11 protein-coding genes are annotated in these 12,959 nt (G+C 39.5%); all 11 read right to left on the bottom strand.

Annotated elements, in window-relative coordinates; all coding sequences use genetic code 11:
* Position 1 precedes the first annotated feature (1 nt).
* The 11 genes from ACX0HA_RS14835 to ACX0HA_RS14885 all read right to left on the bottom strand — a co-directional run bounded on the left by ACX0HA_RS14835 (position 2) and on the right by ACX0HA_RS14885 (position 12,899).
* Positions 2-1,390: an outer membrane beta-barrel protein gene (locus ACX0HA_RS14835; protein ID WP_458846084.1), complete on the bottom strand. Its 1,389-nt coding sequence runs from the start codon at positions 1,388-1,390 to the stop codon at positions 2-4.
* A gap of 142 nt (positions 1,391-1,532) precedes the next feature.
* The gene (locus tag ACX0HA_RS14840) at positions 1,533-2,099 is read right to left on the bottom strand and encodes a K(+)-transporting ATPase subunit C (protein WP_458846085.1); all 567 of its coding nucleotides are present in this window, start codon (positions 2,097-2,099) and stop codon (positions 1,533-1,535) included.
* A 12-nt stretch (positions 2,100-2,111) separates the two neighbouring features.
* Entirely contained in the window at positions 2,112-4,148 is a 2,037-nt protein-coding gene (gene kdpB, locus ACX0HA_RS14845) for a potassium-transporting ATPase subunit KdpB (RefSeq protein ID WP_458846086.1), read from the bottom strand.
* 12 nt (positions 4,149-4,160) lie between these two features.
* A complete protein-coding gene (gene kdpA, locus ACX0HA_RS14850; protein WP_458846087.1) occupies positions 4,161-5,846 on the bottom strand; it encodes a potassium-transporting ATPase subunit KdpA in 1,686 nt (561 codons plus the stop codon).
* Between the two features lie 37 nt (positions 5,847-5,883).
* Entirely contained in the window at positions 5,884-5,961 is a 78-nt protein-coding gene (locus tag ACX0HA_RS14855; RefSeq protein WP_458846112.1) for a potassium-transporting ATPase subunit F, read from the bottom strand.
* 90 nt (positions 5,962-6,051) lie between these two features.
* Entirely contained in the window at positions 6,052-6,333 is a 282-nt protein-coding gene (locus tag ACX0HA_RS14860) for a DUF7674 family protein (protein WP_458846088.1), read from the bottom strand.
* 167 nt (positions 6,334-6,500) lie between these two features.
* Positions 6,501-7,850 (bottom strand): sigma-54-dependent transcriptional regulator, encoded by a 1,350-nt coding sequence (locus ACX0HA_RS14865; protein ID WP_458846089.1) that lies wholly within the window; start codon positions 7,848-7,850, stop codon positions 6,501-6,503.
* Between the two features lie 99 nt (positions 7,851-7,949).
* The gene (locus ACX0HA_RS14870) at positions 7,950-9,713 is read right to left on the bottom strand and encodes a hypothetical protein (protein ID WP_458846090.1); all 1,764 of its coding nucleotides are present in this window, start codon (positions 9,711-9,713) and stop codon (positions 7,950-7,952) included.
* 191 nt (positions 9,714-9,904) lie between these two features.
* Positions 9,905-11,512, bottom strand: a complete 1,608-nt coding sequence (locus tag ACX0HA_RS14875) for a class I SAM-dependent methyltransferase (protein ID WP_458846091.1) — start codon at positions 11,510-11,512, stop codon at positions 9,905-9,907.
* Between the two features lie 191 nt (positions 11,513-11,703).
* The gene (locus ACX0HA_RS14880) at positions 11,704-12,123 is read right to left on the bottom strand and encodes a hypothetical protein (RefSeq protein ID WP_458846092.1); all 420 of its coding nucleotides are present in this window, start codon (positions 12,121-12,123) and stop codon (positions 11,704-11,706) included.
* Between the two features lie 11 nt (positions 12,124-12,134).
* Positions 12,135-12,899, bottom strand: coding sequence for a phosphatase PAP2 family protein (locus ACX0HA_RS14885; protein ID WP_458846093.1), 765 nt, complete (start codon positions 12,897-12,899; stop codon positions 12,135-12,137).
* Positions 12,900-12,959 lie beyond the last annotated feature (60 nt).

Genomic DNA, 12,959 nt, shown 5'->3' on the forward strand with positions numbered 1-12,959 from the left:
ATTATAACCTGAAGTTAACTGCAAGTGTTATTCTATTTTCGCTTTTCTTTAAATCAGCTGCCCACGGTGTATCTCCTGTAGGGCCATTTGTCCATCCGCTAGGTGATGTTGTTCCGCCCGGACCTGCAAAGTAAGGTATGCTTGCATTTCTGTAACCATACTCTAAACGAAAGGTTACAAAGTCACTTGGCATAATATCAAAGGTAGTGGTAAACTGGAATATCTTCAGTTTCTCACCATTGGCAATTGCCTGATCATAATTGTTAGGCACATCGCCGGTAGCGGCAGGAGTAAAGGCCAGGTAAGGGGCAACATTCACACCATTGACAACCGACTGATTTGTCATATAATCTCCTCTTAGCGTAACTGCCATTTTGTTTTTATTGAACCACACCCTGTTGGCTAATGATGCCCCAACCATAAAGTTGTCTTTTGCTTTTACGATATCACCTTCTTCGTTATTGCTCTGAAAACCGTAATGTGAGTTAAGACTGAATGCTGCCTGAGAGATACCTTTAGATTCTTTTCGGGTAAAGTATCTTGCTACGATACTATTATCGTGGTGAAAACGTATCCTCTCGCTCTGATGGCCTTGGGCATCAGGATTTTGTGTGTCTCTTCCAAGATAGAAGTTAGCAACCAACTGAAGGTTTTCACTTGGGCGGTAGTATGTTGAACTTCCAAGTCCCGGACTTTTACTAAAGCTGTTATAACTCTGCCATCCGTTCAATAGCCATATTTCCTGTTTCAAAGTTTTAGAAGGATACATCTGTACTCTTGCTCCTGTAAAGTAGAATGGTGTAAAATCACACAGCATACTACGCTGATAGCTCCAGTTTTCCTGAGTTACGTAGCTCTCAAGACCTATATAACTCATAAAGATACCCATCTCTACGTTAAGGCCGTGCCATACGTCAAAATGATAACCCGCCGCAGCCTCACGGATGTATTTCAGGTTGTTAATATTTGTATTGCGTCCTCTGTTAACCGAACCGTCAGGATCATTAACTATAGAACCCATCTGTCCATACTGAAGCCAAAGACGACCCACAATATTTTTGTAATTGGTTTCAAGTCCAATACTTGCCAGATTCAATGTAAACTCATTATGACGCCCTATAGATGCCGAAATAGTTTGTGTATTGTCTGTTGGGTTGGCAAAGTTATAATTGTAATAAGCGTCAAGATACGCTACTCCGGTAAGTATGGTTTCACCATTTTTGTCTTTTAGTTGCAGAGGGAAATCAGTCTGGCGGTTTTGCCCGTTTACCCAGCTCAGATCATAGCCTTCAAATGGGATTTTTGAGATTAATGTATCTTTTTCTTTTTCCTGTGCCTGCAGACCGATTGCTGCAAAAAGAAGCATTGCTAATGTGCTTGCTGTTTTCATGAGAAATATTTAGTTGTTTTTAAAGTGTTCGTGTTTTATTGTGGTTGCAGTTAGCCTCTCCGTCCGGCAGGCAGTTGGCACCTGCCGGAGTTTTGAAGCCGCCCTAACAACAAAAAATAAGTTTGACTGGTTGTGAAAGAATCTATTTTTTTACCAGCGCATCTAATGCGATATTCAGTTTCAATACGTTTATCTTTTCCGGACCAAACAGTCCAATTAATGGCTTATCGGTATAATTTTCAATAAGTGTTTCCAGTTCAGAAGTTTTAAGATTTCTGGCTTTGGCGATACGTTTTATCTGTAATCTGGCAGAGCGTACTGAAATATTGGGATCAAGTCCGCTGGCACTTGCCGTAACCATCTCTACCGGGATATCTTCTTTTTTTATATCCGGATTCTCTTTGAGAATAAGGTCAATTCGTTTTTGTACGTCGGTAAGATATTCAGGATTCGAAGGGCCTTTGTTCGATCCACCGGAACCGGCAGCATTATATGCCACCGCCGATGGCCTTGCATTAAAATAACCTTTGCTGCTAAACTGCTGCCCTATATTGGCATAGTATGTTTTTCCATTGGCAGTTATAAGGTCGCCTCTTCCTCGGTTTGGCATAGCCTGTGCCACACCATATATAACTGCTGTATATACCCCCGAAAAGCAAATGATGCATAATAGCGTAAGTTTCAGGGTTTGTAAAAAAGTTGTTTTCATTTGATTTTAGTTTTATAAGAATAGGGTAACCACCATATCGATAAGCTTGATACCGATGAAAGGAACAATGATACCACCAAGGCCATAGATAAATAAGTTTCTTCTCAGCAGGGCAGAGGCTCCTATCGGTTTATAGGCTACACCTTTAAGTGCAAGCGGAATAAGGAACGGAATAATGATCGCGTTGAATATCACTGCCGATAGTATGGCGCTTTCAGGGCTATGAAGGTTCATGATGTTGATGCCCTGCAAAGCAGGTATTGATGCTATAAATAATGCGGGTATGATTGCAAAGTACTTGGCTATGTCATTGGCAATACTAAAAGTTGTCAATGTACCTCTGGTCATAAGAAGCTGTTTTCCAATCTCAACGATTTCAATAAGTTTGGTCGGGTCATTATCAAGGTCTACCATATTACCTGCTTCTTTGGCTGCCTGAGTACCGCTGTTCATGGCTACACCTACATCAGCTTGGGCAAGGGCAGGGGCGTCGTTAGTACCATCGCCCATCATGGCAACCAATTTGCCCTTCATCTGCTCATTTTTGATGTAGTTCATTTTGTCTTCAGGCCTTGCTTCGGCTATAAAGTCATCTACACCTGCCTTTTCAGCAATAAATTTAGCTGTAAGCGGATTATCTCCTGTAACCATTACGGTTTTAACACCCATTTTATGAAGCCTTTCAAAACGCTCGCGAATGCCGGTCTTGATAATATCCTGAAGTTCTATTACACCCAGTACTTTTTCATCTTCGCAAACAACAAGTGGAGTACCGCCTTTACCTGATATTTTATCTACTTTTCGGGTTACCATTTCAGGAAAATGATTTCCGCTTTTTTCAACTAGCACACGAATTGCATCTGCTGCTCCTTTACGTATGCGTTTGCCGTCTACATCTACTCCCGAGCTTCGTGTTTCAGCAGTGAATTTTATGAATACTGAGCCTTTGGCTTTGAAGTTAGGGTCAACACCCGATAGTTCAATAATACTTTTACCTTCAGGGGTTTCATCTGCAAGCGAACCAAGTACGGCAGCTTCTATAAAATGTTTTTCGGTTACGCCATCAGCAGCATAAAAGTGGGTTGCCTTACGGTTACCAATGGTTATTGTGCCCGTTTTGTCAAGCAGCAATACATCTATATCTCCTGCGGTCTCTACTGCTTTACCTGACTTTGTAATAACATTAGCCCTTAAGGCTCTGTCCATGCCTGCTATCCCAATGGCTGAAAGCAATCCACCTATAGTAGTAGGTATAAGACATACAAACAATGAAATGAAAGCTGCAATGGTAATTGGGGCATTGGCAAAATCTGCAAAAGGTTTTAAGGTAACACATACAATGATGAATACAAGTGTAAAGCCTGCAAGCAAGATTGTCAGGGCAATTTCATTAGGTGTTTTTTGGCGCGAAGCCCCTTCTACAAGTGCAATCATCTTATCCAAAAAGCTTTCACCGGGTTCGGTTGTTACACGTACAGTTATCTTGTCAGACAGTACCTTTGTACCTCCTGTAACCGAGCTTTTATCACCACCCGCTTCACGGATAACAGGAGCACTCTCTCCGGTAATGGCACTCTCGTCTATGGTAGCAAGCCCATCTATGATCTCACCATCTGTGGGGATGATATCGCCTGTTTCACAAACAAACAAGTCTCCTTTTCTTAGTGAAGATGACGGAACGATCTGTAATTCGTTTAGGTAAATTTCACCTACCTGCTCAACTTTTTTGGCAGGGGTTTCTTCACGGGTTTTCCTGAGACTGTCGGCCTGAGCTTTACCACGGGCTTCGGCAATAGCCTCGGCAAAATTGGCAAACAAAACGGTGAACAAAAGGATAAGGAATACAACGAAATTATATGCAAAACTGCCCTGTGACTGTTCGCCTGTAAATATCCAGATACATACGCATAGCATTACTACAGTACCCATCTCTACCGTAAACATAATAGGATTACGGAACAGTGTTACGGGATTTAGTTTTACAAACGACTGTTTCAGCGCCTCAATTACGAGTTCTTTTTGAAACAGTGATTTATTATTAGTTTTCATTTGAATCAGGGATTAAAGGGAAAAATATTCAGCAATAGGGCCAAGCGTAAGAGCCGGAAAGAAAGACAGCGCTGCAATTATGGCTATCACGGCAAATACCATCAGGCCAAATGTTGAGGTATCAGTTTTCAGGGTACCTGCACTTTCAGGTATGTGCTTTTTAGAGGCCAGCAGTCCGGCTATTGCAATCGGGCCAATGATGGGCAGGTAACGCGATAAGAGCAGTACGATGCCGGTAGTGATATTCCACCACGGATTGTTGTCACCCAGTCCTTCAAAGCCACTACCGTTATTAGCTGCCGATGAGGTAAATTCATATAATATCTCACTAAATCCATGATAACCGGGATTATTAAGTGTACTTGCGCCAAGCCCGGGGAAAGCCGTAGATAATGCAACTCCTGTTAGGATAAGGAAAGGGTGGAGCAGGGCAATCATCATAGCGATCTTCATTTCGCGGGCTTCTATCTTCTTGCCCAAAAACTCAGGTGTCCTACCCACCATAAGACCGCTGATGAAGACTGCAAGAATTATGAAAATGTAAAAGTTAAGAAGTCCTACGCCACAGCCGCCATAAAAACAGTTAACCATCATGGCTAACATTTGGTTCATACCCGATAATGGCATAGCGCTATCATGCATTGAGTTTACAGATCCTGTAGATATTACTGTTGTGGCAATGCTCCAATAGCCGGAAGCCGTTGCGCCAAACCTTGTTTCTTTTCCTTCGGTAGCTCCTGCCGAAGTATCAATGCCCATATGGCTTAGCGCGGGATTTCCATTCATTTCTGTCATAACAGTTGGCACTGTAAGCAGTAGAAAACCTACTGTCATTACGCCAAATATCATGAGAGCCAGTTTTTTTCTGTTGAGGTAAAAGCCCAGGGCAAATATCATTGCAAACGGTACGATCATCTGGGCAATCATCTCTACCATATTGGTAAAGTAATTGGGGTTTTCTAATGGATGTGCTGAGTTAGTACCGAAGAAACCTCCACCATTGGTGCCTATATGCTTTATAGCTGTAAAAGCCGCAACCGGACCTGTAGAAACCTGTACGTTTTGACCTTCGAGCGTTACCATATCCTGTTTGCTTTCAAAAGTCATTGGTGTGCCGTTAAGCAATAGTATTACTGCTACAACTGCTGATAATGGTAATAGAATGCGGGTACATGATTTTATAAAGTACACATAAAAATTACCCAGTTTCTCGGTAGTCTTTTCACGCAGGGCATTAAAAAGGATTGCTCCCGCTGCAAGGCCGGTACCGGCAGAAACAAACTGTAGGAACATCAAAAAGAGCTGACTAAGGTAGCTTACACCTGTTTCACCCGAATAGTGCTGCAGGTTACAGTTTACTATAAAAGATATCGAGGTATTAAAAGCCAGATCCGGCGACATGTTCGAATTCTGATCCGGATTGAGGGGAAGCCATCCCTGGCACATCAGAACAATAATTCCTAAAATAAACCAGATGAAGTTCATGGTAAGCATTACTTTTAAATGCCTTTTCCAGTCCATCTCTTCTTCATGACTGATTGCGCTCAGGCGGTAAAATAACTTTTCTACTGGGTTTAGAACCGGGTCAAGAAAAGTTTTGGATCCCGTATATACACGGGCTATATATTTGCCCAGCGGTACGGCCAGCACTACCGTGAGAACAAACATTGCTATAATTCCTAAGATTTCAGTATTCATTACTTAGTATTGAGGGGTGATGCACAAAGTGCTTAGTCTAAAATTTTTCAGGTTTTATGAGTACATAGCAGATGTACCCAAAAACACAAGCCGAGAGTATAAATAGTGCTATCATGATTATATTTTATCAAAGAAGTTTATTGATCTGAAGCATACTATAAACAGTGCTATTCCGGTAACGATTAAAATAATTGTTGTCATGGTTTTATACTCCTGAGGTGTTTACCTGTTTTAGATATTCTTCACGAAGCGATTTCGGAAATAGGTTTGCGATGCTGCAATTGTGAATTTCCATAAAGGTGGAAACGGAGTAGATGTAAATATTCGAGATTACATTTTTTGTTTCGGTGTTTCCGGATATCATCAATTGCTCTGCCACATTAAGGCAATGTTTAGCTCTGGCAATATTACCTTTACGGATTAGAGATTTTGTTATTTCAGCAAACTGGACTGCTTTTGAACAAGCTGTTTTTACCCTGTTTTTCATTTTGATAATTGTTATACGTTTTGCACGTATATGCCAAAATGAATGCCTTTAATGGCGTAAAAGCCCTAATGTGTTGATATACTTGCAAATACTTGTGTTTGGCTATGTTGTGCCAAAGAAAAACCCTATCGTTTTGATAGGGTTGGCACTTTTAAAATGATAGTATTTTAATAGATTTTGTATTCCTCGAGTTTTCTGTAAAGGGTGGTAAGGGCAATATTCAGCAATTTTGCTGTCTCAGTCTTATTGCCATTGGTATAATTAAGCACTTTTTGTATATGTATCTTTTCAGCAGATGCTAATGAGAAAGCCGATAATATTTTATTTTCTTTTTGAGAAACATCAGCTAACTGCTGTATATCGAAAGGAAGGCTGTCTTCTGAAAGTGTATTACTGTTTTCAAGGATAACACTGCGTTCCAGTACATTTTTTAATTCACGGATATTACCCGGCCAGTTGTGCAGTTTTAACAGATGGATAAAGCCATCGGTAAAGCCAGTCATTTTTTTATTGGTCTTTAAAGCAAAAGATCTTAAAAAATAGGTAGCAAGTAATTCAATATCGGTAACACGGTTACGAAGTGATGGCAACATGATCTGAAACACAGATAGGCGGTAGTATAAATCAGATCTGAAATGTCCTGCCTCGATCTCTTTTTGAAGGTCACGGTTGGTTGCAGTAATTATGCGCACATCAACTTTAGTGATTTTGCTTTCACCAACTTTTATGTATTCGCCATTTTCGATAACGCGAAGCAATTTTGCCTGCAGGTCAAGCGGCATTTCACCAACTTCATCTAAGAATATAGTTCCCTGATTAGCTTCTTCAAAAAGGCCTTTTTTATCTTTGGTAGCTCCGGTAAACGCTCCGGCCGTGTGGCCAAACATCTCGCTTTCCAGCAGATCGTGACTGAAAGCAGAACAGTTGATCGCTACAAAGTTTTTATTCTTTCTCTGACTCGATTGATGTATAGAATTAGCAAATACTTCTTTACCTGTTCCAGTTTCACCTGTAAGCAAAACAGTGGTATCGGTTATGGCAACTTTTTTAGCAAGCTCAATAGCATCTTTAATGGCTTTTGAGGTACCTATTATGCCTTCGAAAGAATATTTTTTATCAAGTTTGGCTTCGAGAAGGTCTACACGTTGCTGCAGGCTGCTTTTTTCTAAAGCGCGATGTATGAGAGGAATGATTTTATTATTGTCATCGCCTTTCACGATATAATCAAAAGCACCGTTTTTTATTGCCTGAACGCCATCGGGGATGTTTCCGTAAGCTGTCAGCAAGATAACTTCAATGTGAGGAAATCTCTGTTTGATGACGGCAGTAAGGTCTACACCGTTACCGTCAGGCAGCTTTACATCGCACAATACAATATCAATAGTATTCTGTTCCAGTTTTTTGAGTCCGATTTTACAGTCTCCGGCCTGTACAACCTCAAAGCCCTCCAGGGTAATTATCCTGGCGATTAAGCCTCTCAGTTTTTCTTCATCATCTATAATGAGGATCTTTTTCATAGCTGCAAAGTTACTATGAATTGATGTTATTTTTAATTGTAGTTATAAAGATTCAATGAACAAGGCAAGGTGCTCTTACATCGGTGTCATAGAGATGATTTATAAACAGAGTGAGTTTAACTGATCTTCAGCATTATTCAGGATTAAAATATCAAAAGAACTGGCCTTGAAATCAGTGCGTTCCAAGAAAAGTTTTTTGTAATATAAAACGCCCTCCAGCAAATTGTTTTTGGTTTTAGCCAGTTGCTTATCGTTTACTTCGGTTTCAAATGATTTTGTTTTCAGTATATCCACATTAAGCTGTAATTCCTTTAGAAACAGATTTGGCCTGTTAATTTCATCTATTATAGACGTGCCGCCGTAAATATGCTGTACCATTTCTTGAAGGCTGTATTCCCTGTCAAAATAGGCAATGTTAGGTCCGGGACAAACAATTACTCCACGATCTCCTTTTATGAGAATGTCATTCTCCAAAAGGGCAGCATTGGACAACCCTACACATAGGCACGATTTTTCGGTTATCTTTTCGTACTCCTGTTCAAGATCAATATCTGTCGTGCATTGGTTACCCATTATATTTGAAACCTTCTTCTTTTGATATTTAGCAGACGCTGTGCACATACCCTGCAGATCGTATTCTTTGTCTAAAGCAAGATATTTTTTTGGGCACGAACTTCCCGGCCTTCCGATTTTTATCCTCTTAAGCCTTAGGTTTTCATTGGTCATACCTCTGACAGCATTAAATGGCACTCCAAGCGGAGACATATTGCTGGTATATAAATCTTCCTCTTTAGCTTTTGCCAGTAGTTCCCGGGTGTCGTTATCCACAGCTGTGGCTTCGGGTACCAAAAGAAAAGGCGATCCCCAACCCACAGAGTCAGTTTGGTAATATTCTAATAAAAATTCATGTTCGATATGTGTGCCGACACCTCCCTGTACCGTTATTTGCAGCGCAGGAGGGAAGGGAGGAACCGGATATCCTTTCTGTAGTAATCCTTTGCAAAGCAGCTCATAAGTAGCTTTAATAAGTTCTCCTTTTTTTTGTTTGAATTCTTCAAGGACCGGGCCCAACAAAGTTCCGTCTGAAGCAAAGGCATGTCCGCCACAGTTAAGCCCTGATTCAATTCTGAATTCAGAAACCCATATCCCTTTTTTAGCAAAATAACTGCCTTGTATGAGTGCCGACCTGTAATCGCTTACTTTTATAATGACTTTCTTTTTTAGCCGGAAATCTTTGTCGGGATAGAAGTCTGTAAAATCCTCGAAGTAAGCATATAGCTTAGGATTAAGCCCTGCGGAAAGAATTACAGATGAGTTTAGCCTACTGTTTGCAAATCCGCGAAGTGCTGCATGTGCATCATTAAATTGATCAGGCAGGAGCGTGTTGTTTTCGCTATTTTGCCTGTCTACTTTGGTCATTATATTAACATCAATGCTTCCGGGAGACAGATGTTCGTCTAAATAGTTTCTTAAACTGTCTTTTATACCGGTACCGTTTACAAAAGTTTCAAGCTTTCTTTTCAATTCGGATTTTCCGGGTAGCATAGTGATAAAATTCTCTAATACAGTGCAGCTTTGGGTTAGTTCATCCTTAAAAGCATTAAATTTTTCAGTAACGATTTGATCAACAAGATCTAAGTAGGCCGTTATTCTTCGAGCCCTGTAATCATTTATCTTCTTTGTGATTTCCTGATATGGAATACTGAATTTTTCGCTGTAAAAAGCATTCATTCTTTCTATGAGGTCGTCATCCATAATGGATATTACAGATGAAATGCCGTAATGTGCAACTCTTATGGGGCTGTCAATAGTATAAGCCAATCCCATTACAGGTATATGAAAAGTATGTGTATTGTTATTCATTATATCTTTTTAAAGACGCAAATATTGTTACGTAAATTCTTTAAAAAGATGATATTAATCATGTCTTATTTATGGGAATAATGTAAATGGCCGCTGTAAACAAAACAGAGACGGCCTTAAGCATGCCTCTGTTTTGTTATAAATATAAAGGAGTATCTTTAAAATATTTTTTATGAAAGGAAATGATTGGATTAATTCCCTTTCAGTAAGTTAATGCTCACTGTAGCAGTGTCATTGTCAGGGAATCTTTTAAAAACAGATGTATCCGGATACAATCCTGCTTCAGCAGCAACCTTGTTGAAGACATCTATTTCAACAATATATTGATCAGAGAAGCCATGTGTGGCATCATAGGCCGTCGCAGCAGTTTTTCCTAAATTGGCTGCAGCAAGTTTTGGGTCTATGGTATGTAATTCTATCAGAAGTAAGCCAAATTTTCGGACATAAGGAGACCATTTTTGTAAATGTTCCAAAAGATTATCTTCTACGAAATTATTACTGATCCTTCTTCCTCTATAGGCAAATGCACCGGTAGAAGTACTAACCCTGTCTTTATTGATGTGTTTCGGTTCTTCCCAAATTCGGTTATGATCCAGGAAAGTCCTTACGTTAAGCAAGTCTTTCAGGTCGATATTGTAATTTTCTTTCAGGTCATCCGAAAGCAGGTCCGGACGCCCGATGTCGCCCCAGATTACCTTCGCCCAAATATCGGCTTTTATAAGATTAGCCCTTGTTACTTTCAGGGCAGCCTGATTATAATCTGCTCCAACCAGGAATAAGGGATACTCATCTAGCATTTTTCCTCTTAAGGTTTGTCTGTCAATTACTTCAAAAATATGCTGAAGGAAAGCACCATTGCCACACCCCATATCAAGAATACCTTTTGGCTGCTCTTCAATGGGCAGGTTAAAAAGTTTAATAATAATCTCATCTACAACCTTAAAATAAGTGTCGTGGGCACCGCCGCTTCCCCACACATTCATTTCACGGTCAACGTGAATTTCATTTTCACCATCGGCTACCATCCTTAAAACGGCCGGATCGCCAAAAATCAATTCTTCAATCCTGGCAAATGTTGGCAAATAGGAAACTGTTACCCCATACGCAGTGGCTCTCTTTGCATAGAAGAGTCCGGTTTCGGTAAATTGATAATTTCCGTTTTTTTCAACAAACCAACCAAGGTGGACAAAAAAGTCGAGTATTTTTTTAAAGTTTTCAGGCGATTTATGAAATTCTTCCGGCCTGAAGGAAGTTTCCATGAAATATTTATGAAACATTCCGTTCATTGCCAGGCGCACTATTGTTGGCCCGATCAGGTAGCCTTCAATATGTTTTAAGATCTGATTTTGAATGCTGTTTGTAAGTACATCCTCAGAAGGGACAATCCCGTAATTGTTTTTATATTTATCAAAAATAATGTTGAGTTTTTCAAACGGTGAATCTTCAAAAAGCCGTGGATGAAACTGGGTGGAAAATTGCAGTAAATCAACAACATCTTCGTATAAATGAAACAATGAAAAAGCTATTTCAGTTTTTTCATTTATAGAGATACTGATTTTCTGAGTACTGTTATCTACAATATAATCTAAAAAACCCTGAGAAGCCAGAATTCTTAAACCAACATTCAGATAGCCTTCATTTGCATTAAATGCTGTTGTGAACTCTGCTAATTGAACATGTTTATGATTCAGGATATATTCTAAAACTGAATGCTTCTGTAATGCTATAGCTACAGGAGCAATAGCTAAGCCATCAAGATGTCTGAAAATTGAACTTCTAAGCTGTGATTTATCGGTCATGGTAATGAATCTATGTTAGTTAAAAATAGTGATTTTTTTAACTTAAGGTCCTCATCCAACTGCCATAAAATGAAAAAACCTTTAAATCCAAGGATCTAAAGGTTTTTGACTTTTGGCGTCTGATTTTTCTTTTGCTTAAATCCTGCATCATGGCGTTTCCCAATATGACATAAAATCTGTCCTGTTGGGGTTTAGATAGATTTCTCTAATATCAAACAATTTTTACCTTCATTTTTAACTTGATATAAGCTTATATAATCGTTAGTTTTCTTTTCAATCTTCCAGTCACCATTAAGTTCAGATAAATCGCGTTCATTAAATATGATTTTGAAATAAATATCCTTTACCGGAGCATCATCAGTAACATCACTTTTAAAGATGGACCATTCTCCGTAGTAGATGTGATTATCATTTTTAACTGTCATATAGTTGTCTTTTGAAAAAGTAAAGTAAAAAGCAGGGTATAAATTCTGTTTTTCTTTGCCGTCTTTGTGATAATCGGCAATATACCATTTGCCTGAAGTAAATGACTGTGGAACATACTCTTTATCTCTGTGATTGCAAGAAAGAGCACATATTGTAACGATTAATAAGATGATGAGCTTTTTCATGTCTGGTGTTGTTAGAATGTTTTTACAAAACTTAATCCTACAGTTTTTCCGTCATAGCTTGGCATAATGAAAGATGTGGTTTTCTTTTCTTTTGCATCTCCACCAAATATTGTTTTGGTTATAACAGGATTTAGCCAGTAGGCTATTTTAGTACTCAATATACCAATGCCGGCTCCGGCAGCTACATCGGTAAGCCAGTGCCTGTTGTTGTATATTCTGAATAAGCCGGTTCCGGTTGCTACGGCATATCCGGCAATACCATACCAAATGGATTTATCTTTATACTCCTGCCATAAAAATTCGGCTCCGGCAAAGGCTGTAGCCGTATGTCCAGATGGGAAAGAGTTATTAGAGCTGCCATCCGGACGTTCTATCTTCGTGATTGATTTAAGGCTAAGGACAGTTGTCGCCATAATTGCATAAGAAGTTGCAAAGATCACGGTGCGATCTCTTAAATTATGTTTTGCTTTTACACCAAAAGCATCAAGGGCATAAACAGAAGCTGCTGGCGCCCATTGGCTAAAGTCATCAATTGAAGTTTTCTGGTCGATGTCTTCTGTTACTTCCTCACGAATGTGACTGTTCCAACTTTTTAGCTGGTCACTTTCAATTCCGACCACTCCATATCCGATAAGAACTGACGGAATGATAAGTTGTTTGTAATTGAATTTTAAAGAGGCAACGCTATCAGTGGTGATACTGTCGGTTTCTTTTACCTGCTGTGCAGAAAGACTGAAAGCAGAAAATAACAGGCATAAAAAAACAGCTTTTTTCATAGTAGGGGATTTTGAATAAGCGTAGTTTTATTGCATAGTTTTTCTTTGATTATAAAGCGA

This window comes from Flavobacterium hauense (assembly GCF_054457175.1).

Bases quoted from the DNA above. Each gene is read 5' to 3' on its own strand.
- ACX0HA_RS14865 (WP_458846089.1), bottom strand. From the start codon at position 7,850: ATGAAAAAGATCCTCATTATAGATGATGAAGAAAAACTGAGAGGCTTA.
- ACX0HA_RS14880 (WP_458846092.1), bottom strand. From the start codon at position 12,123: ATGAAAAAGCTCATCATCTTATTAATCGTTACAATATGTGCTCTTTCT.
- ACX0HA_RS14875 (WP_458846091.1), bottom strand. From the start codon at position 11,512: ATGACCGATAAATCACAGCTTAGAAGTTCAATTTTCAGACATCTTGAT.
- ACX0HA_RS14860 (WP_458846088.1), bottom strand. From the start codon at position 6,333: ATGAAAAACAGGGTAAAAACAGCTTGTTCAAAAGCAGTCCAGTTTGCT.
- kdpA (WP_458846087.1), bottom strand. From the start codon at position 5,846: ATGAATACTGAAATCTTAGGAATTATAGCAATGTTTGTTCTCACGGTA.
- ACX0HA_RS14855 (WP_458846112.1), bottom strand. From the start codon at position 5,961: ATGATAGCACTATTTATACTCTCGGCTTGTGTTTTTGGGTACATCTGC.
- ACX0HA_RS14870 (WP_458846090.1), bottom strand. From the start codon at position 9,713: ATGAATAACAATACACATACTTTTCATATACCTGTAATGGGATTGGCT.
- kdpB (WP_458846086.1), bottom strand. From the start codon at position 4,148: ATGAAAACTAATAATAAATCACTGTTTCAAAAAGAACTCGTAATTGAG.
- ACX0HA_RS14835 (WP_458846084.1), bottom strand. From the start codon at position 1,390: ATGAAAACAGCAAGCACATTAGCAATGCTTCTTTTTGCAGCAATCGGT.
- ACX0HA_RS14885 (WP_458846093.1), bottom strand. From the start codon at position 12,899: ATGAAAAAAGCTGTTTTTTTATGCCTGTTATTTTCTGCTTTCAGTCTT.
- ACX0HA_RS14840 (WP_458846085.1), bottom strand. From the start codon at position 2,099: ATGAAAACAACTTTTTTACAAACCCTGAAACTTACGCTATTATGCATC.